Raw genomic sequence first — 22,211 nt, 5'->3', positions numbered from 1 at the left:
TGTCTCACGGAACTCGCGAACCAGTCCGGTGATTTGGCTCCGCAAGCAGCGGCGCTCCGTGTGACCCTGTGAGCTACGGTCCGTCTGCCACCGGCAACTCGACAAGGTTGCCGTCGTACCCGATAGCTACGAGCACTGGAGTTGGGGGCGACCGCATGAAGTGGATCAAGCAAGCCCCGATGAGCGCGATCAGCGCACTCAATACCGGGGTGGGCATGCCACCAGCCATCTCGAGTCCCATGAAGGTTCTCCTAGAGAAAGTGCGCTTCCTTGCAGAGAGTCTACGTGCAGTGACATTCGAGGAACATCTCCACCAGGCCAATGCCCGCCGGCAGTTTGGGACATGGTCCGCCGGACCGGTGACAGCAAGCAGTATCTCGAACCGTCGATCGGCAGATCCAAGCCAGGACACGCCGGAGTGCTCTCAAGCAGGTCAAGACCACCGGAGTTCAGGACAGGAGCCCGTCATCCTCACAGCTCTCTCGCCCCGCGTTGTCTGGTGGTTCGGCGGGCGGAACCCAGCGCTGAGCGTGCTAGGTCCAGATCGCGAGTCAGCTCGGGGCATCGGCCTGCAGCGGAATGTAATTCTCAGGACTGGGTATGACATAGGCGAGTCCGTCGGTTGCTCGTTCCAGGTCTTCGGCGTAGTCGCGGTCGATGGTGGACAGTGCGATCATCAGCAGCCCTGATCTGGGATGTGGTGCTGTCATGGTGATTCTGGGCTGGGCATCGGCGACTGGTCGGTCCTTGCTTCGGAGCCAGGCTCGGACTCCGTCAATCTCGGTCCGCGATGGCTTCCAGCGGCGGACTCGCAGGTTGTTTGGACGCGTGAGTAGCCCGGGCAACTCTGTCTGGGCTCTGACCATCTCGTCATGGTTTGCGACGTTGACGATGAAGTAGGAATAGCCGTTCCTGGCTACGCCGTGTGGACGCATTGATCGCCACGAATCATCGTCGTCGGAATCTGCTACTTCTGTCAGCCGGACGGACCCGGTGGCGTTGGCCTGGATCCAGGCCTCGATGACCTGCCGATCCGCGACCGATGAATCGTGCTGCGTTTGGTCCGTCACCCTCAATGCTCCTTTCGCCCGTACTGCAGCGCTCTGGATCTACCCATCTGGCCTAGACCCGTCTATCGTCATTTGTGGGGGTGGGGCAGATGGTTCGAGCCAAGGCACGTAGGGCAATGCTGATTTTCGCCGCGGCCATCGCTGCGGTCGTCCTAGCATCGACCGCCAACGCGACAGGGCCGATCAGTCAGGGAGGCGATCCAAAGGACCCTTCAGGTCCGATCTCAGGAGAACTGCTGCCAACGCCGGAAGAGACGACGGCCCAGGCGTTGATGCAGTGGCTCTCGCTGAACCCGAACACCAGTGTCGGCGGCGTCCGGATACTCGATGACCATAAGACCGTCGTCGTCTATTGGAAAGGGAGTCCTCCACCAGCGCTGCAGGACTTCGCGAGCACCCTGCCAGTGCCAGTCACGTCCCGCGGAGCCGCGTACAGCAAGGACGAACTGGTCGCCGCTGGACATGAGGTAATGCGCGAGAACCCTGAGGTGACGTCGGCCGCGCCGAGCCGCGACTACTCCGGCGTTACGATCACCCTGAGCTCCAAGACCGCGGCGCCGGCGACAACCCTGACCACAATAAGAGCGCAAAGCGCGGTGCCGATCGTGCTCCGCGGAATCGAAGATATCAACTCGCTGGCGCGCACCACGTCGTCGGCCACCGTCTGCCCGGTCCCGGCACGATGCGGCGACCAGGCGCCGTGGTTCGGCGGCGGCTTGATACGCAAGTACGGTGTATCCGGTAGCGCGTGCTCGATCGGCGCCAGCGTCTATGCCGGCCCCTACAGCTACGTCACCACAGCATGGCACTGCGGTGGAGGGACTTGGAAGGGATACAGCAGCGGCAACACAGTCGGAGTCGGCACGGACTGGCAGGAGAACCAAGGACACGACATCAGAGTCATCCCAGCCACGAGTGGCCCAAGGATCTGGACCGGTAATGGCTACACCACGTCCTCGCGGGCGGTATACGCGGCCGTGAATCCGGCAGACTTCGTGCGCGTCGTGTGCAGCTGCGGCGCATCGGGCAGCAGCCTCATCGCCCAGTATGTCAGTTTCACGTACATCGAGTGGCGAGATACACTTGGGGCTGCCTACTACCCGGGCTTCAGAGTCGAGACCTACACAAACAGCTTTACGGGCACTGTCCAGCCGGGGGATTCCGGCAGCCCGATAATCCGCTCGAACTCCCAAGGCAACTTTGAGGTTAACGGCTTCCTGTCAGGTGGTGTCCGCGGCTACGAAACGGTGGACTGCCAGGACGGCAGGCACGAAGGTTTCGACGGGCCCTGCTATAACGCTTACTACGCCGCCAATTCGATCGAAGCGTTGGCAAGCATGGGCCTGCACCTGAAGCTTGGGGCGTGACGACCTCGAGAACCTCGCAGGCCTCTCTCCGGCATGCAGGTGATGCCCGCCCGCGAAGTGGATCAGCCGACGTCATGGGGGCGGCGGAGCAGCGCGCATCGACCGCGACTGTCGGGGGCGGCTCTAGTGGGCCCGTGCCATAGTCCGGTGAGGCCCGCGGACGCCCGCGCGGAGTGCGAGACCAGCATTCAGCAGGAGCACTGCCAGATCACCGCGCATCAGCATGGGCGGATACTGCCGCTTCAAGCGGCCAGACAGGATTCTGACGAGCATGCCACTACGGACGCGAGAGGACCCGCTGCGCCGCCCCCACCGGCATGTTCGATCTTGCGCCGCCGCCGGGCGCCACTCGGGTTCTGCGGCCATTAGCTGTTACCTGCCGTTTGGGCGGCTCGGGAGTTCTTGGCCTCTTGAGTTCTGAGTCGTCGGTGCGGTCAGCGTACGGGTTGCTGGTTAAGGCTGTGGGTGAGCCGCTAGGAGTCGGTTCCGGTCTCGATGATATGGCCCACACCCGTTCGTCTGGAGGCCGAAGGTCAGGCGGTCGACGATGGCGGCATAGAGTCTTGGGTCGGTGAATGTTCGCCGCCGCCGGCGAACGACTCGTTCGAGGCGATCGCGTCGCGTCGGAATTCTTTTCCTCCCGCTCGGTCAAGACTTCGAGCAGCAGTTCGGCGCCGCGTCGGTCGAGGTACATGTATCCAAGTTCGTCGATGCAAAGCAGGTCGCCGCGTCCGTAGCGGGCGATGATCTTGGTGAGGGTCTTGTCATCGGCGTCTCGACCCGGAATCCGGCCATCGCGGCCTCTGCGGGCCGCGGCCCACCAGGTGTCGTGGATCGGCGTGAACTTGCCCGCTCCCCGCGCCTGTTCCAGCGCGGTCGCGCCGGGCAGTGCCTGGCTTCGCGGAGCAGTGCCTCGAGGAAGTGGTTCAGGTCTGTTCGCCGCCTTTGGCGATCAGCCGCTCGTGCCGGGCGACCGGTTCACCACTGGTCCGGCCGTCGAACACCAGCAGTTCGGACGCGTTCAGCAGCACCCTCACCTGGCGCCCGGTCAGCCGGCTCGGCACCGAGTACCGGTTGGTGCGGACCGCGATCTCGGCGTACTGGTCGAGGCGCTGGTTGAACCAGCGCGCCCAGTCTCGAACCGTTCCATCGGCAGTTGCTGTAGGAGCGGTTGCTCGACAGCGAACATCTCAGCGATCGGCCGGCGGCCGGCGGCCGGCGACCGGCTCCGACGGGCATCGTCGGCGGTGTCCATTGATCGATCAGTCCGTTGAGTTCGGCCAACGAGTCGACTTCAGGGACCGGGACCAGGTGGTTTCGCCGAAGCCAGCCGATCTGCCCCTCCGCCCCGCCCTACTCATGCGCACCACTGATGCCAGGCTGGCAGTGGAAGGCATCCAGCCTGAATTGGGACCGGAAGGCCGTCCGCCGTTCGGTCTCAACCCGTGCTCGGGAGAACTCGATCACCTGCGCCACCGCGCTCTGCGCGTTGTCATCGCGCACCTTGCCGGTTGGGACGCCGCCCATGTTTCCGAGGCCTCGGCCACACCGACTCCAGCGCGGCCGTGACCGTGCGGTACCCCACCCGTACTTCGCGGCAACGCCCATTCGCCGTCGCCACCCGGGCATTACGACGGGTCGCGGCGTACAGATCCCCCCTCGACATCGGCGACATGCCCGCCTCCACCAACAGGCCGCACTAGACTCTTTCGTCGTACGCCTTCATGCCACGCCGACCACCTCGATGCTCTCCAGATTTACCGCTGCTGACCGGGTCGTAGGAGTTCTCGCGCTTCTCGCACGTGCCGGCGACCTGGGCGTCGCGCATGGACGGCCAGGCATATTGAGGCGGGTAGCGCCGGTAGCGAATCGCCGCGCGGCCGTTCGCTGAAGCCTCAGGAAATTGGCGGCGAGCCGCCCGAGCGATGACTCGATAGATCGATGGTCGACCGTCCGGTGTGCACTCGCCTCGACGTGCCTGACCCCGGAACCACCAATCGAGGTTGCGATGGTCGCATCCTGGGCGAGCAAGGGCCTTCGACCTCGGCATGATCAGGCTCAGGATTCGGCCCGGATGCCTTCAGCAACCGATTGCGGACCGTCTCCTGGCTGACCCGAGCGCGCAGTCTTGCTCACAACGTGGACAGCGGCCCGGGGCTCGGGCACCGTGATTCATTCCGGCGTGCGCTGATCCAGTTCTCGCCTAGGGAGGGTCACCATCATGTCACTCAACCGTTCCGTGCATCGCCAGGAAGGGCACCGCGGGTCTGAAGAAGCTCGCAGCCCGAGACCCCGCTGCCTCCTCCGACTCTGCACGGCGCTGACCATCTTCCTGTTCGTCGGACTACCGACGCCCTCAGCAGAAGCGGCTGAGCAACCGGGCGATCAGACCTTGAGCGCTACGCTTCAGGACGTTCCGGACATCGTCGGCAACCTGAGGATCGTCGTTGGTGGCCCCTGGATTAGCGCGCTGCCGTTCAGGATCCGAGTGGCAGACCAGTCGTCACCCATTGCGTACAGCCTGAATCTTCGCCGCCCGCCGGCGTTCGGCACATCATGGCGTGCTGTGACAGAGGTCGGCGAGAGGGTCAGCAAGACGGGGGTCGAGGACCCGGCCATCGCGACGCTGATTGCCCGCGGAGCGCCGAGTGGTCAAGCCGAGGTGTACCCAAGGAACGACTTCGAAGCGGCCGCACGCCAGATCGCGATCTGGCACTACACGAACAGCCTTACGATATCGGCCGCAACTGTGCCGGATCCCGCTCTCGCCCGTGCCGCCTCGCGGATCGTGTCAGAGACCGACAGTGCGATCGCCTGGAAAGTCAAGATTCCTCTTCAGCCAGCGACGTACGGAATCGACTTGTTCACCAGGCAGGTGACCGCGACCGAGGTGCGCGTCGGCATCGCGCTCCGCGTCGACGCGAACACCCACCTCGGCTCTGCACAGGACATCGACCTCTATCTCGACGGGACGCGCCTGACAGTCAAGACCCACCACCTCACCCGCGTGCACAACGATGGCGTCGGGAGCTACGCGGCGGATGCACCCGAAGATCTACCCTCCGGCGAGAACGAGCTCGCCGAGGTTGGCGTGAAACGGAATACGAAGGTCGTCGATCTCGCGGCGATCTGGGTCAACGTCACGTCCGAAGCGGGCATGACCTTCGTTTCCGACGGCGGCGGGCCGTCAGTGATCACCGCACAGCCCGCGACCTACAACTTCCGCAAATCCATGACTCTCGACCCTGCAACGTACCCGGGTCCAACGGAACTGCTCGGCTCGATCGCGACCACGCTGCTGACTTTCCTACCGGGACCATGGAGCATCGTGGCAATCATCGTCGGCCTGTACCTCATCGCCAGACTCGGGCGGGGCGTCGACCGTCTGCTGCTGAAGGCCTGGTCGAGAATCCGCCGCTCCCGGAAGGTTCCAAAGGCGAGCCATGAACCCGCCGCCCGACCAAACGAGAAGCCGCCTCCTGAGACGTTCTGGGGTTAGCTCGGACCAACCGGCCGATGGTCAGCTTGGCAACGCGCAAGACCAGCTCCTCAGAGACATTCGAGATAGGCAAGGCAGCGAGTCGCTGTATGCGGACCACGAGTCGACAACAGCCAGCTCAGCGGGTTGGCATCCCGCACATCGGATTTACGACCCGGTACCGCCTTCATGTGCGCTTGACGGCCCGCGTCGAGATGCCGATGGAGGCCGACGGTCAGGCGCAGTCGTCGGCGGCAATGTTGCAGCCGTCAATGCTCGATCGTCGGTTTGGCTGTGGACGTGGTGGAACGAGTGCTTGAGGCTGGATCAGGTGTCGCTGGCTCTATGGCCACGCCGCCTTGGATGTCCTGGAACCTTCGCTTGAGGTGATTGTGGTGGCGCTGCTGGACGTGCGCTGTGGGTGGCGCTGAGCCGAGGGGATCCGGCGCGTGGACTTGATAGCGCTCGCGGTAGGCGGCGATGTCGCGGATGAGTTGGTGCCGTCGCTCGGTCGGCTCTGGAACGGACTTCGTGAGGTGTCGGTACCACGGCTCGTTGGCCGACGCGGCTTGTTCGACGAGCCAGTCAGCGCGTTGGGCGATCTGTGACTCGATCTCTTGAAGGCCGGCTTTGTAGGTGGGGTTGGTGACGTAGACGGAAGGTGTGAGGAGGCCGGCGATGAGGGTGGGCGGTGTCGTGCGCGTACGGCGTGCTGCTCGGCTGATGATTCGTTCGACGCGGGCGTGGAGGACTGAGGCGAGGTCCTTGGCGTTGGTGAGGGAGGACTGGGTGACGGCCTGGCGGAGGGTCGTGGGGACGTCCAGGCCTAGGTGTTCGGCTCGGCGTAGGGCGGTGATGAGGGGGCCGAAGGCGGAGGAGGATAGGAGGGCGGCTTGGTCGACGGAGTCGAGGCCGCTGTTGGTGATGGCGGGGCGATAGTGTTCGCGGGCGTCGAGTTGGCAGAGGTGTTCGTGGATGGGGACTAGGCGGTTGAGGCGGGTGGCGTTGTCGAGTTCTGTGCGCATGATCTCGTGTGCCGAGCGTTCGATGCCGTCTTGTTCGAGGACGCTCTCAAGAACGTCTTGCATGGTCTGGGGGAACTGGGGTTCATGCATCTCGGCGGTTGTCGTGTGGGTCGCGACGTATGCGCGGTTGCTGTGGCGGCCGCGAGTCATGCCGACGTACATGAGGGCTCGGGTGAGCTTGTCGGTGACGAGTAGGTGTGCGGTGTCGACGGTGGCGCCTTGGGCGCGGTGCACGGTGGTTGCGTAGGCGAGTTCGACTGATTCGCGGACGTAGGCGCTGGGGAGGGTGACTGTTTGCAGGTCGTCGTTCTGAACGGTGAGCGAGCCGTCGTCCCAGCAGCGGATGACGGTCCAGCGGTTGCCGTTCTGGACGAAGCCGCGTTGGCCGATGCGGAGGCGGCGGTTGTTGAGGCGGGTGACGATGTGGTCGCCGAGGCCGACGTGGTTGCCGTCGTGGAGAGTGATTCCGTCTGGTTCGACTTCGCCGGTGGTGACTCGGTCGAGTCGGGCGCGGGCGTTGATGCGGGTGACGGTGGCGTTGTCGGCGGCGATGAGGAGGCTGGTTTGTCCCGCAGCCGTGTCGGCTTGCCAGGCCAGGTAGGCGGCGCTCTCCATGTCGTCGAGCGATCCATGTGAGAGCCGGTTGTGTTCGTCGTAGACATCAATGACTTGGCGTTCTCCGTTGCGGAGTTGGAGGCTGGCTTCGCGTTCCCAGTGTTTGCTGAAGCGCCACACATCACTGAGTTCGGCCGCTTGGGTGTCGTTGGCGATGAGGCGGAAGGCGCCGCCGACATCTGCGGCGCCGAGTTGGGCGTCGTCGCCGACGAGCAGGAGTTTGGCGCCGGCCTTGTCGGCTTCGCGGGCGAGCGTGGCGAGTTCCATGGTGCCGGCCATCGAGGCTTCGTCGACTATGACGAGTTGGCCCCGGCGGAACTGCCATCTGTCGCGTTCGGTGTACGCGCGGGCAAGTGCTGCGACGATCCGCTGGTGCCGTCGGCGGCGGCCGGCTGTCTCGGCTGCCTGGGCCGCGTGTTCGAGCTCGCCGATCCAACGGTTGCGTTGATCGGCTGCGACGCCGACGGCTTCGTGGATCCATTTGGCGACGTTGTCCGCGGGGAGACCGAGGGTGTCGGACAGTACGGTTGCTGCGGCGGATGAGGGGGCGAGGGCGATGATGGATCCTTCGCCGTGTTCTGCTTCCCAGTTCGTTCTGAACGCAGCGAGAAGGCTGGTCTTACCAGTGCCAGCTGGTCCGACGAGAGCTTCGACCGTCTGGCCGCTGAGTGCCATCCGGTGGAGTGCTTGGATCTTGTCGTCGCTCAGGTTCGGAGCGCGAAGTTGGCGGTCAGGGATGGTCGGGCCGTCGAGCTTGGCGGCGAGATCGAGAAGCACACTCTCGGCGCCGAGGATCACGGGGGACGTGAAGATCTCTCCGTTATGGACTGTGAAGGCGCTCTGGCCGTCGGCGCGACTGAGCGGTGCTGTGAAGGTGGCGGGTGGTGTGATGCTGATCGACTGGCGCTCGGCGTCGTGCACGATTGCCTTGAGCACCTGAAGGCGGTCTCCGGTGCTCGCCAGGCGTAGCAGGCGACTCTGCCGGGCTGCCTCGGCGAGGAGGTTCCACCGTGTCCAGGTGGAGCGCTTCGTCTGCAGAGCGAGCACTGTCGTGGCACCGTACGCATGGATTGTCTCGGTGCTCAGGTCGGCGGCGGTGAGGGGCCGGTCCGCGGTCCGGTTGAGGACCTTCTCGATGATGGCGGCCGCCTGGCCGTACGTGACCCGCTCCGCGCGTTGGCGCCAGTCGCGCATCATGTCGGCGAGCGGCTTGGCCAGATGTTTGGCCGGCCGATTCATCAGGGTTGCTTGTTGTCGAAGGACGTACATCTCGCGTCGACCGGGTGGATGGGCCTCGTCTGCGCGTTCGGTCAGGAGCATGTCGAGATTGGCCTCGATCTGTTCAGTGCGTGATGAGAACTCGCGGATCAACTCGTCCGGGATTCCGTCGATCTCGAAGGCGGGGTTTCGGCGTTCCCCGCGTTCGTGCAGTTGCCAGGCGACGCCGAGTCGGCGACTGAGGTTGTCGGCGAGCAGTGCGTTGTGTACCTCGGACATGGCCACGGCCGCGGCGTACAGGACTCTGCCGTCGATCGTGCGCCATCGACCATCGTCTGCGCCTTGAACACGGTTCGCGACGACGAGGTGAGTGTGGAGTTGCGGGTCGCCACTTCTGGTGTCCCAGTGATCGAACGCGGTCGCGATCACGCCGCGGGTTTCGACTTGCGCGAAGCCGTCCTCGCCGGTCCTGGTGAACACGGCTTGGTCTTCGAGCAACGCCAGTACGTCGTTGACGGCCTCATGGTGGGCGGTGACGATCTGCTCCTGTACGCCGACGTCAGAGATTGTCCACAGCGCCGATACCGACTTGACCGGGGAGAAAGTCAGGTCGTAGCCGGCAACTGCTTGCCTCGTCTTCACGCGTGATTCGGCCTTGCGGATGAGCGCGATCGCCAATTCGCGCTCTCCTTGCGTCATGGCCGGATCGAGTGCGCGCACCTGCTCAGCTACGCGTTCGATGGGGGTCTTGTAAATGCGGTACGGCTCACCGAGCGTCGTACCCGTGAATGGATCTTCCGCTCGTCCGAAGAGTGCAGCCATCTGCCGCTCGGTGACTTCGCTTCCGGTCGTCAGCTGACCGTTGCCGACTCCACTTAAGCCGCGTCCAAGCCACCGACCGGCGGGGTATCCGGATGACGTGTAGTACGCCGTCAGCGGAGTGGCCATGCGCCGATCCACGTCGCCGGCGGCAACGTGCTTGAGCAGATAGGTGTAGCCGTCGCCGGCAGTCAGCCGGTGGATGCTCAACATCCGTCGCTGCGATCACTTGGCGGTGCGCCGCTGGGATCTGCACCCAGTACGCGCAATCGAAGTACTGCGTTCTGGCGGCAGAGTCGAACTGTCTCTCGTTCGAGATCGGTGAGCTCGGCAACGGCTGTCCGCACCTGTTCGACAACAGCGTTCGGTGAGTTCTCGTCGAGCAGGCCAAACAGGACTTCCCGAACTGTCCGTGTAGGTGCTGTGGCCGGATCGCTTTCGGACGCCGATGCACTGACGGTAGCTTTCAGTAGGCGCCAATGGCGCAGACGGCAGCGATCCGAGCAGAAGCGTTGATCGGATCGACGGGCGACGAAGAACGCGGCGCAATGCTCGCATGCTCGGTCGTTGACGTGCCCAGATCTGTTCAGGCTGTGGTCCATAGATGCTCAACGCTGGGGCGGCAACCAGATCGCATCTAGTCGTTTCGGCGACAGAAACGCCTTGCATGCAAGAAGTGTGACCAGTTCGGACCCCTTCGACGCCGCATCGGATCCCGCGAGCGGTCAGGGCAGTGGCCGCTCGTGTCTGAGCGTCCTGACTCCGAAACGTTGAACCTCTGGATGAGTTGCGCGCTGCAGTCAGGGTCCTGTGTTGGCGCAGTTGTCCACAGATTCGTTCGGGTCGGGCTGAAACGGGATCAGTTCGGCGCATCTTCTCTGTGACGAAAGGGAGTTCATGAGCAACTTCGAAGTACCCCGTCGACTGGCGAACCTGGTGATCCAGGCCGAGGCGATCATCGAAGCGTTGGAGGCGAAACAGCCCGGCGGCCGATGGGCGATGACGGCCTTCAGCCGATACCGAGCTCAACAGTTGCTCGGCTTCTCGTACGAGCCGTTCGACGGAGACCTCGACGCCGATCCGGCCGCGCTGTTCGAGCAAGCGGCCGGCTTGGTTGACCAGCTCGACGTACCGATCGAGGACCTGAGCTGGCGCTTCGCGCTCGCCGATGCCTTGCGGTCCGCAGCCACGGACATCCGGATGGTCCAGGATGCGCACGACGTATGAGGACCTGCTCCGCGCCGTGAGACGAGACGCAACCACCACGTACAACTCGGCTGGCATCGACACGACGGACCTGATTGCCGGATGGCAGGCAACGCTGACCGCCGCGCGGCATCACTTCCGCTGGCTCCGTGTCGAGTTGTGCACAAACGACTTCGGGCGGGCGGGCCTAGTCGCCGCGGATGGGCCCTTCGCTGCGCTGGCGCGATCAATCGGCGCCGGCGGCGATCTGCTCGCGTCGCAAGACCGCCGTACGCGCGCCGCGTGGGGCGACGAGGAGGGCCTTGCCGCTGCCCGGGAAGAGCTGGCATCGATCACGGATTGGGCTGCCCGGGCGGTGGTCGCGCGACTTGGCACCGCGCAGATCTGCTGTGAGGACGTGCGAGAACGGCTGTCCCGGCACCTGGCCGCCCTGATCGCTGAACTTGGCCCCCTCGGCAAACGCGGACACCTAGATGTCGGCGCCCTACGCGGCCTGACGACAACTTTGCCGTACGCCGCAGTCGACCAACCGTCGCAGGTAATCCTGCTGGCCGCCCGCTGGCAATCGGCGCACCTGGCTACGAACCGTCGGAGTGTGTTGACCCGCGACCTTCGATCGACCACCGCTCAGTTGCGTACGGTCATCGGCTACAGCGCGCATCTCATCGCTTTGCTGGGGCAGTACGACGCAACCGCAGAAGTGTCCCGAGAACTTGTCCAGGCCCTCCGGACTGCTGCCAAGGCGACGCAACGCCTCGCACACGTGTGGCGTACCCGCCTGTCGGACCTGAACGGTCGTAGCGAAGGGCCGGCCGAGTCGTCGTTCGTCGAACTGGCCAGCGTCCTGCGAGCCTGGTTGTCCGACGGAGAACGGCTGAAGAAGCCGCAGGATGTCGTGCCTGACGAGCTAGCCAGGACGGGGGTCGCGAACACCATTGACGAGCTGATGCACTCGGCTCATCGGGTGGCCCAGGTTCAGCAGGAGACCGTTGCGTGGCTGGTCAGCGATGGACGTCTTTTCGTTCCAGGTGTGGAGCTTGCCAAGCACGACCCCGCGTTCAGCCGTCAACCTCAAGTTTGGCGTCTGAAACATCCACAGACCTGGGTCTGGACCAACGTCTCGGCCTGCTTCGACGAAGCGACGGCAGCCCTGGCCGACGTCAAGGATCACCTGGCTGCCGCGGCGCGATCGGCGCAGATCCTCGCGGGCACATCCGACTTGCGTCGCCCGTGCGGACACGAGCGTTTTGTCAAGCCTCCCAAGCGGGTCGCGCAGGTCGCGACTCCGCAGGCGGACACGAGATCGCCGCGAGGTCGTTATCGACCCGAGTACTGGGATCTCATTCCGGAAATCTACAGAGATCTGGACGGTCCCGAACGTTGAGCTATCTCTGACTCAACTTGGAGGATTGATGGAGCGGCCAAGAGTTACCCCCGAGGATCTGCGCGATGCACTTCACTCGGAGATCCGCCAGCACAGCTCGGGCGTTGAGTGGGTCCGATGGCTTGACGCCTCAGTTGCTTTGCGCAACTACAGCTTCCGGAACGTCGTGCTGATCCCGCTGCAGATGCCGTACGCCAGCCACGTGGCCAGGGCCGACATCTGGAAGAGGTTCGGACGATCCGTCTCGGGGAATCAGCAGGACCGGGACATCCGGATTCTGGCACCAGTGATCCAGCACGGTTCCCGGAGGACCGCACGGGAGAACCACGCAGAGCTCGAGTTGGACCGGGGTCGGTCGGCACGTGGTGGTGGCCGGCTCGTCGGCTTCAAAGTCGGATCGGTCTGGGATATCTCGCAGACCGATGGGCCGCCCGTCCAACCGTCGAGCAACTCGCCTGCGGGCACGCCGATGAGCGATCTCTGGCAGGCGCTCGCACATCACGTCCATTCGGCCGGCTACCAGCTCGTCGAAGGAAACGTCGGCCACCGCGGTCTTGAGGGGTTTACGAACTACCAATCCCGGACCGTCGTCATCAGAACAGGGTTGGACGATGTCACCTCCATTACCCGGCTGGCGCACGAGGTCGCGCACCTGCGGATGCACGGTCCGAGGGCGATTGCCCCGTCTGGAACCGCTATGTGCCACGGAATCCGTGAAATCGAGGCAGAGTCCGTCGCTTACCTCCTGATGGCTCACCACGGCTGGTCGACCGGCGGATCGTCGTTCCGATCCATCTCGAGCTTGGCGGCCGCGGTGAACAAGCATGAACCCGAGAAGGTGATCGAGCGGACAGGCGCTCGCGTGGTGTCGGTCGCACGCCGCCTGATCGAATCGGTCGACCGCCGACTTCAGCGTGGTGGATCGGTCGAGCGACGTCTCGTTCTGCGCCCTGTCTTGTTCGATCAGGTGATGATCCGCCCCGAAGAAGTCAGCCGACCGCACGACGGTCCCGTGTTGTGATGGAGGCGAGGAATGTCCACTTCAAGAGTTGCCGCCCTTAGGCGTGCACGACAGCGACAAGGACGCATCGAGGAAGCCACCGCGCGTGCGGCTCGGGCACAAGTTGCGCTTGATCGGGCAATCAAGAACCGAGCATCGGCGGCTGAACGCCACGATGAACGAGTCCGAGTCGCCGCGCAAGCGTCCGCTGCGGAGGCGGCCGAGCTAGCAAAGGTGTGCGGAAGCGCCGATGCAGCAGCTGAGATTCTCGGCTGGACTGTGCGAGACGTCCGCAAGGTCCTCAAGGGCGAGTATGAGCAAGGTCCTGACGCGCCTGCGCGGACCGTCCGCGCGCCGCGTTCCTCGCCTCTGACTTTGCCAGCTCATGAAGGAGGCGACAATGCAGACGCCCGAGATGCTTGATCCGCTCTGGGACATCGACCAAGTGTCGGCGTACCTCAAGGTCCCGAAGCGCACCCTCTATCGCTGGCGAACCCACAACTACGGACCACGCGGGATTCGGGTCGGGCGCCACGTGCGATACCGGCAAAGCGTGGTGATCGAGTGGGTCGACCTCATGGAGCACAGCGATGGTGAGTAGGCCGCGCCACCGAGGGAATGGTTGTGGCTGGCGTCAGGTTCCGGGGCGGTAGTGGAGCTGGGTGTCTTCGGCGCTTCGGTGGGTCTCCTGCAGGACGAGTGGCCGTCCGTTGTGGGTTGCGATGCGGCGGGTCACGAGCATCGCGGTTCCGTCGGGGATGTGGAGTTTGCGGGCGTGGGCGGGGTTTGGGATGCGGGCGGTGACATAGTCGTTGAATTCGGGTGTCATGCCGGCGTCTCGTGCTGCTTTGTAAACCTGGCGGGCGGAGATATAGGGGTGCCGGGCGAGTTTGCGGATCTCGCGGGCGACGAAGGCCGGCAGGTAGGTGCGAACGAAGATGCGTGTTCCGATGTTGTTCTCGAGCAGCCGGTCGGATGCGTAGAACGAGGTTCCTTGCGCGACACCGAGTGCGAGTGCCAGGGGTGCGTCGGCGTCGGTGCGGTACTTGTGCAGTGGTTCGGCCTCGTGCCATTCGCCTGCAGTGCTTTCGTTGTCGACGTAGTTGCCGTCGCCGTCCACGGTGATCGTGCGCGCATGGACGTGGGTGGGCCAGTCGCCTGCGCGCCGGACGAACGCTCCCTTGCCGGGGATGACCTGCACGAGGCCTTCTGAGCGCAGTTGGGCGATGGCGGCCCGGACTGTGATCCGCGAAACGCCGTGGATGTCGATCAACTGCCGCTCGGACGGCAGGACAGCCGCCGGGGCGAGCTGTCCGGAGACGATCTGGTTGCGCAGCACCGCGGACAGTTGCTCGGTCTTGCTGGCCGTCGAGTTGCGCCGGCTCTCGCCGTCACCGGACATGCCGCCGGGCCCGCTGGTTGCGGCTCTTGCATTCACGATGGCCCCTTTGACGTCAGCGAGTCCTGGATGCGGAGACCAGGATTCCTTGAACTTCCATCCAGTACAGCTCGGCTGAGCCTCCGAAACGTTGAACCCACCAGTTGACGAACACGCGTGAGCAGCCGTCCCACTGGTCATAATAGGTGGTTGCTCCGCTCGTGTCGATTGAACTAACCTGACAGCACTGGATATAACCAGTGGTAGGAGTGGAGAGGGGTGAGGGTGATGAGGGGTAGCAGGTGCTACGTGTTCGAGATTGCAACACGGAGAGGCGGTCCGTGGGCGGTCGTTGCTGGCGGCTCGGGCGTGTTCAGTAGGGCGCCTAAGGCAACGGTTCGCAGCATTGCCGAGCGGTGGATCTTCGAGCAGGCTGGCCAGCTTCGCGGCGGGCGGCTCGTCATCGTCGGCAAGCGGAACAGATCTTGCCGATCATTCGAGGCGTTCGTCCGGGTCCGTGTCCTCGATGACCGCCGCGGTCAACTCGCGGCGGCCTATGTCGGAGTCGAGCAAGGCCGAGCGCCTGCTTTGCAGGCCGGTGGCGATCGAACGTTCGGTCGGGTCAGCGACATCGCATCTGCGATGTTCGTGCGCCCGGCGGTGGTGGTCGTCGCAGGACGTGAACGTGGCTGAACGGGAGCGGCAGCCCAACACGTTGCTCCGGTCAGCTCGGGGATTGATGTCCCAGGCGGAGCTGGCTGACTTGATCAATGCCGAATTTTTCGCGCCACCGGCAAAGTGGCGGCTATATCGTCAAAGTCGATCTCCGACTGGGAGCGGGGCTGGTACACCTGGCCATGGGTCGATGTGCGCTCCGCGATGCGCAACATTCTGGGGACGGCGACTGACTCCGAGCTCGGTTTCTTCAAGCAGCGCACCCGCCAGAGCGACAACAGACCGCGCGAGGTCGTCGCGCTTGACGCCCCGGTCGCGGGCCGGGAGTCAGCGCAAGTCGGCGCGATCGAGGCCGTGTTGGTACCGGCAGGGCGGTCGTTCGCGGGCCTCGAGGTTGCTGCACATCACTACACCGCCGAGCGAGCCGCCCAGGAGTGGCTGATGGTCAAGCCAGACGCCAACCTGACGGCGTCGCTGCGCCGTCCCGATCACCGGTCAATGGTGATCGCTGTCGACCGCGAGCAGAACTACTACATCTCCGATGGCCGGCGCTTCGCCGGCCGAACGGATCGCCGTACCGGTCCGCAACCGCTGCCGTCGGGCAACCTGCTCGACGACCTGACCATCGGCATCGTCTGGGCCGTCACGAACACCGACACCGCCCTCCTGGCCGATGACGCCCTGCTCGAAGCCAGCCAGGCCCGCTTGGCGTACCACGAGCAGCGGCTCACTTCCGAGGTAGCGCTCAACGAGGTACCCCATCTGCACGCGGTGTCGAGCCGCTGGCTGGGTTCGCGGTTCTGCGCGCGGCACGTGACCCGGCACATCCATCTACTCGACGGCGCCCGTTCTTCTGGACCCCAGAACAACGCGGTGAGGAAGCCGCATCCTGGCTCATCTCGTCGCACAAATATGACCTTCTCCGACGGACCTCCCGGGCGTTCACAGGTGTGCGTCGTGGCTTCGGTATCCCAGCGAACGAAGTCGCGGCATCCCCGAGGTACGAGCGGGTGGTCCTGCTACTCGCGATGGCCCTGATGGAGGCGTTCGGAATCAGGGTTGAAGTCAGCACCGAGCCCGAGCTCGGCGACGTCGAAAGCTTCGTCCTCGCCGGTGAAGTGATCGTCGCAGACTGGCTCCGCGCCTCGCGCCTGTGGTCCGTAGACGTTGGCGCGGCACCGGACCGCATGGCGACGTACCGGGACCTCGCGGCTCACCTCGCCACCAATTCCGTGCCTACTCCGCCCGCATCTGCGGCTCGGCTCGAGGCTATTGCCGCCTACTTGAACGTGCCGTGGACATGGTTCCGTACACGGTGCCACGAAGTTGCCCTCTGCGGTGTGGACGACATTGCCCATCCCCGCAGCCGACTGCTGTCCACCCGTGGCTTGAACACCGCTGTCCGCTATGTCGCCAACCTCGACACTCTTGAAGGACCTGCTCTTCCGCCGCTGAACTGACCGCACGCCCGACCCCCGTCTTTCACCCTTGACCACGGTGATTTCCACACTGGGCTTGCGGGGTTCTGCGCCGAGTGCGACGTACGGCAGGGCTTAGCCCCGATGTTCAAGCGCTACACGGACCATCCGACTCGTGGGCACTTGCGAAAGCTGGAGAACCCCGACACGACGCTACCGGGCGCGCCGTCCGGCCCGAGGAAGTCCTGGATCTTCGTTGCAGGGTTCGGACACTCGGCCGGCCACGCCACCCTCGAATCGATGATCTGTGATCAGGCATCGGTGGGAGGACCGTGCGGCTACTGCGCCGTTCGTCGCGGGGTGACGACGTCCTGCGTCGCCGGCGCCCCAGATCCACAGATGCCGCCCGACGCTGTGGCCATCTACCGCATCAGCCGCTGGCAGGTGGGCCCTCAAACGTTGAGCTTCCCAACTGGGGAAGGGACATTTGAATGAACCGTGTACGAGTGACTGTTGATGACCTGCGAAGGGCGGCCGGTGCTGAAGTGCGGAATACGTGGTCCGCCGCCCAATGGTTACGTTGGCTCGATGCTGCAGCGATGCTCCACGGACAGAGCTTCCGGAACATTGTGCTGATCAAGTTGCAGATGCCTGACGCGAGCTGGGTTGCGGAGCGAGAGGTGTGGCAACGCGGGGGCTGGCGCGTCGGCCGCAAGCAGTCGGGCATCAGGATCATCGCCCCGGCGAAGGCACATCCCGTTGATCTCATGATGGGATCTGTGCAAGGACATGGGGTCGCGACCGTGTGGGATGTCAGCCAGACCGTTGGCCAGCCTGCTCTGCAACGAGTGGTTCAAGCGGGCGCTGGGATTGCGCCACAGGGCTTGATTGGCGCGTTGGTACAAATCGCGAGCGACGCGGGCTTCACTCTCAGCCGGGAGCCGTTGCCGATGCATGTCGGGGAGTCGGTCACGAATTACGCGCGGCGGCGGATCGTTGTGGATCAGGATCTTGACGAGGTTTCGGTTGTGGCCCGGTTGGCCCATGAGCTCGCGCACATACGCATGCACAAGCCAGCGCGGGCCGACTCTGCGAATCCGTGCGTGGGCCTGGGCAAGGTTGAAGCCGAATCTGTTGCCTACGTCCTCTTATCGCGTTTCGGAGTGCCGGCCGACGGGGCCTCGTCAGGCGCGCTCCTTGCGGCACGGATGATCACGAAGCAACGCGCGGAGCAGGTCGTGCAGACACTGGGCGGACGAGTTGTCGCCGCGGCGGAGCGCTTGATGAACGCCACTGAGCAGTATCTACAGCAGCCTCCGACCGGACACCCTCCGGCACGGCGTGCATTTCTCACGCGCCAGTCGGCAGCACCAGGCCGAGATCATCTTCCCGAACCGGGCGGAGCCAGCCCAGGTCTTTAGCCAGCTGGTGACGCCAGCTCGGCAAGAACGGCGTCGCGCGTTGTCGGGGAACTTGGCGGGTCGATTATGACGACCAGGCCTCGAAGGTGCTTTCGCGGCCAAGGCGGATATGCGCCGACGGATGCTTTGTCTGCACCGCCGCCAGTTGTGCGATTACGTCGTCGACCGGTCCGGGGACGATGGTGGCGAGCGCTGGGCAGAATGTGTTGTTCGGGCAGGGTGAGGCCGAGCCGGTTCCAAGCGAACAGGATGTGGTGGGCCAGGACCGCGCGCAGGCCGCGTTGCAACTGGCGCTGGTGTTGTGGACTGCGATGGCTTGCTCGGCGGTGTCGAACGCGGTGATCCAGTCGGTGGCCGGTGCGAGTGGTTGCCGTGGCGCGGCGAGGCAGGTGATGGTGGCGAAGTCCCCGGCTCTCGGGGGAGGCGCCTCGAACCAAAGCAAGACAGGGGTCTCGCAAAGGATGGATCGAGGGGCCGGGGACTTCGGTCAATGGGGACGGGACCGGCGGAGTCTCGGTCGGTGAGGAGTTCGGCAGCCCCGCACCTGGCTCTCGCGTGAGGATCCAGTGCCGGTCCTGTCCTCGTTTCAGGGGAAGATCTCCTGCACGTCAACTCGGACGCGTGCCAAGTGGTCGTGTTTGGTGTCGCCAAGCGGCTCGCCGTCGACGACGACTGGTGTGTTGAGGTGCGCCAGACTGGTGACCAGTACTAGCTGCGGGGGATTGCGTTCGATTGAGGCCAGCAGGCTGCGAAAGCCGAGGCCGTTTTCGCCAGGACGATCCACGTAGGTGTAGATCAGCGTGAGCTGATGCCGTTCGGCATACTCGCGGATGCGAGCGGACTGGGCGTCGAGGTCGGAGTTGCGTTGCATCCCGGTGGCGTCGACATATCCAAGGGTCCACACCGTGCCCGGTTGGCGTGTCACCGGGCTCAGAGTCGGCTCGCCGGTTACTCGGGCGCCGGCCGCGAGAAGGGCTTCGACAGCATCGTAGCCAGGTTGCCGCTCGTGGCTCATCCACTGCCTACCGATCATGACCGTTGTCCCGCTAACGGCTGGACCCTCGCCTTGGTGCGGCCGTCAATCAGCTCCTGCCGGGTCTGGTTCCCGTGCCGCTTGTCCGCGTGTGTCGCGACGTGCATGAGGTTCGGGACCAGGATCAGTTGCGGGTTGTAGCGGACAGCCGCGATCAGCAGTACGCCAAATCCTGACCCGCCCAGGCCTGGGTAGTCGACGTAGACATGACCCAGCGCCAGGTGGTTCCTGTCGGCGTACCGGGCCATGCGTGCTCGTATCCGGGTGACCGCGGCCTGGCCGCCACGAGGCAGGCTGGCCGCATCGACATAGCCGATGACGAACGGGCGCGGCTCCTGGCCCGGGCTGGCCAGTTCGTGCAGAGGCCCGGCTCCAGCCGCAAGTGCGCTCGGCAGGAGCGCTGGTCCTCTTGATGAGCTGAGATCAAGGGTGACGACGCCGGCCATCAGTTGCCCCTTACTTTCGGCAGCAATCTTGCCGCAGATCTTGTGGTGGGCCGCGGCCGCGATCAGCGCCGGGATGGTAGCCAGGCGCTCGACTGTGTCGCCGGGCATCAGGGGCCGGTCTTCTTGCCGATACCGCCGGCGATAGCGGTCGTGATCATCGGAGGGTCGTCGTCTTCTTCGTGCGGCCAGTGAAGGCACGGGACGACGCCGGGTCCCATTAGGTCTTGGTCTGGGAACAGCTGTGCGATCTCTTCGATCGTTCGGCAGTGCACGGGGGCGTGCAGGCGGACGAAGAGTGCGTCGGCGAACTGCTGCATGTCCCATCCGTTTTCGTCGAAATCGAGGAAGTGCGTGAGGACTGTGCAGGAGCCAACGGGCACGGCATCGAGGTAGGTCTGCATCAGGTCGGCGACGTCGGCAGTGGTGCCGGGGTAGTAGTGCAGGACAGCAGTGCAGATGATCGCGATTGGTTTGCTGAAGTCCAGGAAGGTGGTGACTTCTTCGTCGGCGAGCAGCGCCTTTGGGTCGAAGATGTCGGCGTCGACGACCAGTTGTTGCCCTGGGCGACCATTGAATGCGCCGCGGGCGCGCGTCAGAACGATGCGGTCGGTGTCGACGTAGACCACTTTGGCGGACGGGTTGTACCGCTGGACCGTGTCATGGATATAGATGCCGTCTGGCGGGATCCCAGGTCCGAGGACCAGGAACTGTTGCATGCGGTGCGACGCCACGAGGTAAATCAGAGCCCGAAGCAAGAACTGGTGATTGGCCCGGGCCATCCATCCCAGTACATTGGGGAACTGGCCCGTGTTCATGCTCTCGACCACCTTGCGGTCGGGGGCGAATTCGTCCTTTCCGCCGGCCGCGTACGACCAGACCCGTGCGATGTTCGGGTGCTGTAAGTACTCCGGGAATTCGGGCTCCTCCTGGCCCTGGTCCTTGGCCCGGGATGAACCGCGGCGGGTCATCGCAGAACCCGCTCGGTCGAAGAGGGGTCCCGATCAGGTCCGGCAGGTACGGAGCCGCTGGTCACGATGGCCGAACCGTCCGTGTGAACTCGTCCCAGGGAGCGCCAGTACTGGGCATCGCGGCAGACCTTTCGTTCCGTGGTCGGGTAGGTGCTTGGGAGTGCTGGGGGCGTGATGCCGGTACCGGCCGCGTGGTGAAACCGCCCACCAGCCATTTGGAGCCGGCCGCCCCGTGGGGGGAGAAGGAGAGGGGGCTCGACCACCGCTAGGCCGGGAAGGTGGGTCGAGTGCCGTAGTCCAGCTCGCCCGGTGGCGGGACGAGCGATCGCCCTTTGCGCGATACCGGTAATGAAGGCCCGGGCGCCCCGCCACCAGCTCAGATGTCTTCGTCGCGCCAGCGGCGGAAGCAGTCGTTGAGTCGTTCCCACGTGCGATCCGACCCGCGGTGCAGGGCACACGCCAGGCGGGCGCGGCGACTGCTCAGCGTGGCTTGTGGGCTCGAGGTGCCGCGCGGGCAGCTCGGCCCTTGGTGTGGTCGTACCAGAGTCGTCATCGGGGTCACCGCTCCATCACTCAATGCGAGAGCTTCATCGAAGCATATGGCATGCCATAATGGCAATGCCAACATGGCATGCCACTTTGAGATTTCTGACATAGGGTGATCGTGTGGGCGGCGTGGACAAAGAGTCCGCTCGGGGAACGTTGCTACTGTTTGGCCGCTTCAGAGGGAGGTCAGATGACGGAACCACCGAGTGGTGCGCTGGCGCGGTTTGCGATCGGGCCGCAGCTGAAGGAGTACCGCTCCCGGGCCGGGCTCACGATGAAGGACGTCGAGGCGCGAACGGAGATCTCAGCGTCGAAGCTGTCACGGATCGAACGTGGTATAGGCACCACCCGCATCCACGACGTCGACGACCTGTGCAAGCTCTACGGCATCACGGATGAAGCCGCGGTCCGCGAGCTGAAGGAGCTCGCGAAGGCCACCAAGATTCCGAACACGTTCCGGTCGTACGCCGATGTCGTGAGTGGGAACTTCCGCAGGTACGTCGAACTGGAAGAGCAGGCGGCTCTGTTCTCCTGGTATGAGAACGTCAACGTGCCGGGGCTGTTGCAGACCCCGGACTTCGCACGCACGGTCATGGCCAACCAGCGCCGTACGGGCTTCGCACTCGACGACGGCAAGCTGGAACGGCGGCTGGAAGTGCGACTCAAGCGGCAGGAGATCCTCAATCGTGCAGCGCCGCCGGCGCTGAACGTCGTTCTGAACGAAGTCGTGCTGGTCTACGACTATGGCAAGCCGCAGCGCCTCGCTGGACAACTTGAGCACTTCCTCGAGATGACGGAACGGCCGAACATCGACATCCGAGTGATGCCGCCCGGCCGGGCGCACGCAGGTCTGGCGACCGGATCGTTCATCATCATCGACTTTCCCGGGGAAGGAACCGTCCAGCTTCCATCCAGCGTGTACATCGACGGCCTCCTCAACTTCACTCTGACCGATCAGAAGGAGGAGATCGCGCTGTTCCGGACGTCCTGGGACGACATCCGGTCCGCCGCGCTCAGCCCCGGTGAGTCGGTCGCCGTCATCGGCCGCCACTTGAAGGAACTCCAGCGCCACCTCTGAGAGGGCGGGCGCTGCGAGGCGCTCGCACCAGCTTCGTTGCGCTCCGGAGGTTCTAGGGTTCGGCGA

Annotated in this window: 21 protein-coding genes; 11 read left to right on the top strand and 10 right to left on the bottom strand. The window is 64.5% G+C overall.

Going from position 1 to position 22,211, the window contains the following annotated elements; genetic code table 11:
• Positions 1-73 precede the first annotated feature (73 nt).
• Positions 74-241: a hypothetical protein gene (locus tag ACWF0M_RS12725; RefSeq protein ID WP_452235779.1), complete on the bottom strand. Its 168-nt coding sequence runs from the start codon at positions 239-241 to the stop codon at positions 74-76.
• A 310-nt stretch (positions 242-551) separates the two neighbouring features.
• Positions 552-1,070 carry a hypothetical protein gene (locus ACWF0M_RS12720; RefSeq protein WP_452235778.1) on the bottom strand — a complete coding sequence of 173 codons (519 nt, stop codon included), beginning with the start codon at positions 1,068-1,070 and terminating at the stop codon, positions 552-554.
• Between the two features lie 116 nt (positions 1,071-1,186).
• Here ACWF0M_RS12720 and ACWF0M_RS12715 point away from each other — a divergent pair, with 116 nt between their 5' ends.
• Positions 1,187-2,437, top strand: a complete 1,251-nt coding sequence (locus tag ACWF0M_RS12715) for a hypothetical protein (RefSeq protein WP_452235777.1) — start codon at positions 1,187-1,189, stop codon at positions 2,435-2,437.
• Positions 2,438-2,714: 277 nt separating this feature from the next.
• Here the strand turns inward: ACWF0M_RS12715 and ACWF0M_RS12710 are convergent, their stop codons facing one another.
• Both ACWF0M_RS12710 and ACWF0M_RS12705 read right to left on the bottom strand, forming a co-directional pair.
• Positions 2,715-3,149, bottom strand: a complete 435-nt coding sequence (locus tag ACWF0M_RS12710; protein ID WP_452235841.1) for a hypothetical protein — start codon at positions 3,147-3,149, stop codon at positions 2,715-2,717.
• 214 nt (positions 3,150-3,363) lie between these two features.
• Positions 3,364-3,528: a Mu transposase domain-containing protein gene (locus ACWF0M_RS12705; RefSeq protein ID WP_452235840.1), complete on the bottom strand. Its 165-nt coding sequence runs from the start codon at positions 3,526-3,528 to the stop codon at positions 3,364-3,366.
• A 1,130-nt stretch (positions 3,529-4,658) separates the two neighbouring features.
• On the opposite strand from ACWF0M_RS12705, the gene ACWF0M_RS12700 reads away from it, so the two are divergent.
• On the top strand, positions 4,659-5,936 hold the full coding sequence (locus ACWF0M_RS12700; RefSeq protein ID WP_452235776.1) for a hypothetical protein: 1,278 nt from the start codon (positions 4,659-4,661) through the stop codon (positions 5,934-5,936).
• 248 nt (positions 5,937-6,184) lie between these two features.
• Here ACWF0M_RS12700 and mobF read toward each other — a convergent pair whose 3' ends face one another.
• Positions 6,185-9,805 (bottom strand): MobF family relaxase, encoded by a 3,621-nt coding sequence (mobF, locus tag ACWF0M_RS12695; RefSeq protein WP_452235775.1) that lies wholly within the window; start codon positions 9,803-9,805, stop codon positions 6,185-6,187.
• Positions 9,806-10,489: 684 nt separating this feature from the next.
• Between mobF and ACWF0M_RS12690 the strand changes: the two genes are divergently transcribed.
• The 4 genes from ACWF0M_RS12690 (at position 10,490) to ACWF0M_RS12675 (ending at position 13,783) form a co-directional block, all read left to right on the top strand.
• Positions 10,490-10,819 carry a hypothetical protein gene (locus ACWF0M_RS12690; RefSeq protein WP_452235774.1) on the top strand — a complete coding sequence of 110 codons (330 nt, stop codon included), beginning with the start codon at positions 10,490-10,492 and terminating at the stop codon, positions 10,817-10,819.
• Positions 10,803-12,182 carry a hypothetical protein gene (locus tag ACWF0M_RS12685; RefSeq protein ID WP_452235773.1) on the top strand — a complete coding sequence of 460 codons (1,380 nt, stop codon included), beginning with the start codon at positions 10,803-10,805 and terminating at the stop codon, positions 12,180-12,182. Before ACWF0M_RS12690 ends, ACWF0M_RS12685 begins: the two co-directional genes overlap by 17 nt.
• Before the next feature lie 28 nt (positions 12,183-12,210).
• Positions 12,211-13,203 carry a hypothetical protein gene (locus tag ACWF0M_RS12680; RefSeq protein ID WP_452235772.1) on the top strand — a complete coding sequence of 331 codons (993 nt, stop codon included), beginning with the start codon at positions 12,211-12,213 and terminating at the stop codon, positions 13,201-13,203.
• 379 nt (positions 13,204-13,582) lie between these two features.
• Positions 13,583-13,783 carry a helix-turn-helix transcriptional regulator gene (locus tag ACWF0M_RS12675; RefSeq protein ID WP_452235771.1) on the top strand — a complete coding sequence of 67 codons (201 nt, stop codon included), beginning with the start codon at positions 13,583-13,585 and terminating at the stop codon, positions 13,781-13,783.
• Positions 13,784-13,816: 33 nt separating this feature from the next.
• On the opposite strand, the gene ACWF0M_RS12670 is transcribed toward ACWF0M_RS12675, so the two are convergent.
• Complete coding sequence (locus ACWF0M_RS12670) at positions 13,817-14,620, bottom strand: GntR family transcriptional regulator (RefSeq protein ID WP_452235770.1); 804 nt, start codon at positions 14,618-14,620, stop codon at positions 13,817-13,819.
• A 249-nt stretch (positions 14,621-14,869) separates the two neighbouring features.
• Here ACWF0M_RS12670 and ACWF0M_RS12665 point away from each other — a divergent pair, with 249 nt between their 5' ends.
• The 4 genes from ACWF0M_RS12665 to ACWF0M_RS12650 all read left to right on the top strand — a co-directional run bounded on the left by ACWF0M_RS12665 (position 14,870) and on the right by ACWF0M_RS12650 (position 18,074).
• Positions 14,870-15,253: a hypothetical protein gene (locus ACWF0M_RS12665; protein ID WP_452235769.1), complete on the top strand. Its 384-nt coding sequence runs from the start codon at positions 14,870-14,872 to the stop codon at positions 15,251-15,253.
• 186 nt (positions 15,254-15,439) lie between these two features.
• Positions 15,440-16,273, top strand: a complete 834-nt coding sequence (locus tag ACWF0M_RS12660; protein ID WP_452235768.1) for a hypothetical protein — start codon at positions 15,440-15,442, stop codon at positions 16,271-16,273.
• Entirely contained in the window at positions 16,264-16,695 is a 432-nt protein-coding gene (locus ACWF0M_RS12655; protein ID WP_452235767.1) for a hypothetical protein, read from the top strand. Before ACWF0M_RS12660 ends, ACWF0M_RS12655 begins: the two co-directional genes overlap by 10 nt.
• Before the next feature lie 464 nt (positions 16,696-17,159).
• Positions 17,160-18,074 carry a hypothetical protein gene (locus tag ACWF0M_RS12650; protein ID WP_452235766.1) on the top strand — a complete coding sequence of 305 codons (915 nt, stop codon included), beginning with the start codon at positions 17,160-17,162 and terminating at the stop codon, positions 18,072-18,074.
• 64 nt (positions 18,075-18,138) lie between these two features.
• Here ACWF0M_RS12650 and ACWF0M_RS12645 read toward each other — a convergent pair whose 3' ends face one another.
• The 4 genes from ACWF0M_RS12645 to ACWF0M_RS12630 all read right to left on the bottom strand — a co-directional run bounded on the left by ACWF0M_RS12645 (position 18,139) and on the right by ACWF0M_RS12630 (position 20,521).
• On the bottom strand, positions 18,139-18,516 hold the full coding sequence (locus ACWF0M_RS12645; protein WP_452235765.1) for a hypothetical protein: 378 nt from the start codon (positions 18,514-18,516) through the stop codon (positions 18,139-18,141).
• A 144-nt stretch (positions 18,517-18,660) separates the two neighbouring features.
• The gene (locus ACWF0M_RS12640) at positions 18,661-19,107 is read right to left on the bottom strand and encodes a recombinase family protein (protein WP_452235764.1); all 447 of its coding nucleotides are present in this window, start codon (positions 19,105-19,107) and stop codon (positions 18,661-18,663) included.
• On the bottom strand, positions 19,104-19,661 hold the full coding sequence (locus ACWF0M_RS12635) for a hypothetical protein (RefSeq protein WP_452235763.1): 558 nt from the start codon (positions 19,659-19,661) through the stop codon (positions 19,104-19,106). Before ACWF0M_RS12635 ends, ACWF0M_RS12640 begins: the two co-directional genes overlap by 4 nt.
• A complete protein-coding gene (locus ACWF0M_RS12630) occupies positions 19,661-20,521 on the bottom strand; it encodes an SAM-dependent methyltransferase (RefSeq protein WP_452235762.1) in 861 nt (286 codons plus the stop codon). The genes ACWF0M_RS12635 and ACWF0M_RS12630 overlap by 1 nt, the downstream gene beginning before the upstream one ends.
• Positions 20,522-21,257: 736 nt before the next feature.
• Between ACWF0M_RS12630 and ACWF0M_RS12625 the strand changes: the two genes are divergently transcribed.
• Entirely contained in the window at positions 21,258-22,145 is an 888-nt protein-coding gene (locus tag ACWF0M_RS12625; RefSeq protein WP_452235761.1) for a helix-turn-helix domain-containing protein, read from the top strand.
• Positions 22,146-22,211 lie beyond the last annotated feature (66 nt).

The organism is Kribbella sp. NPDC055110, assembly GCF_053607525.1.
The sequence above is the reverse complement of the archived record's forward strand: the minus strand, read 5'-3'. Positions and strand labels throughout refer to the sequence as shown.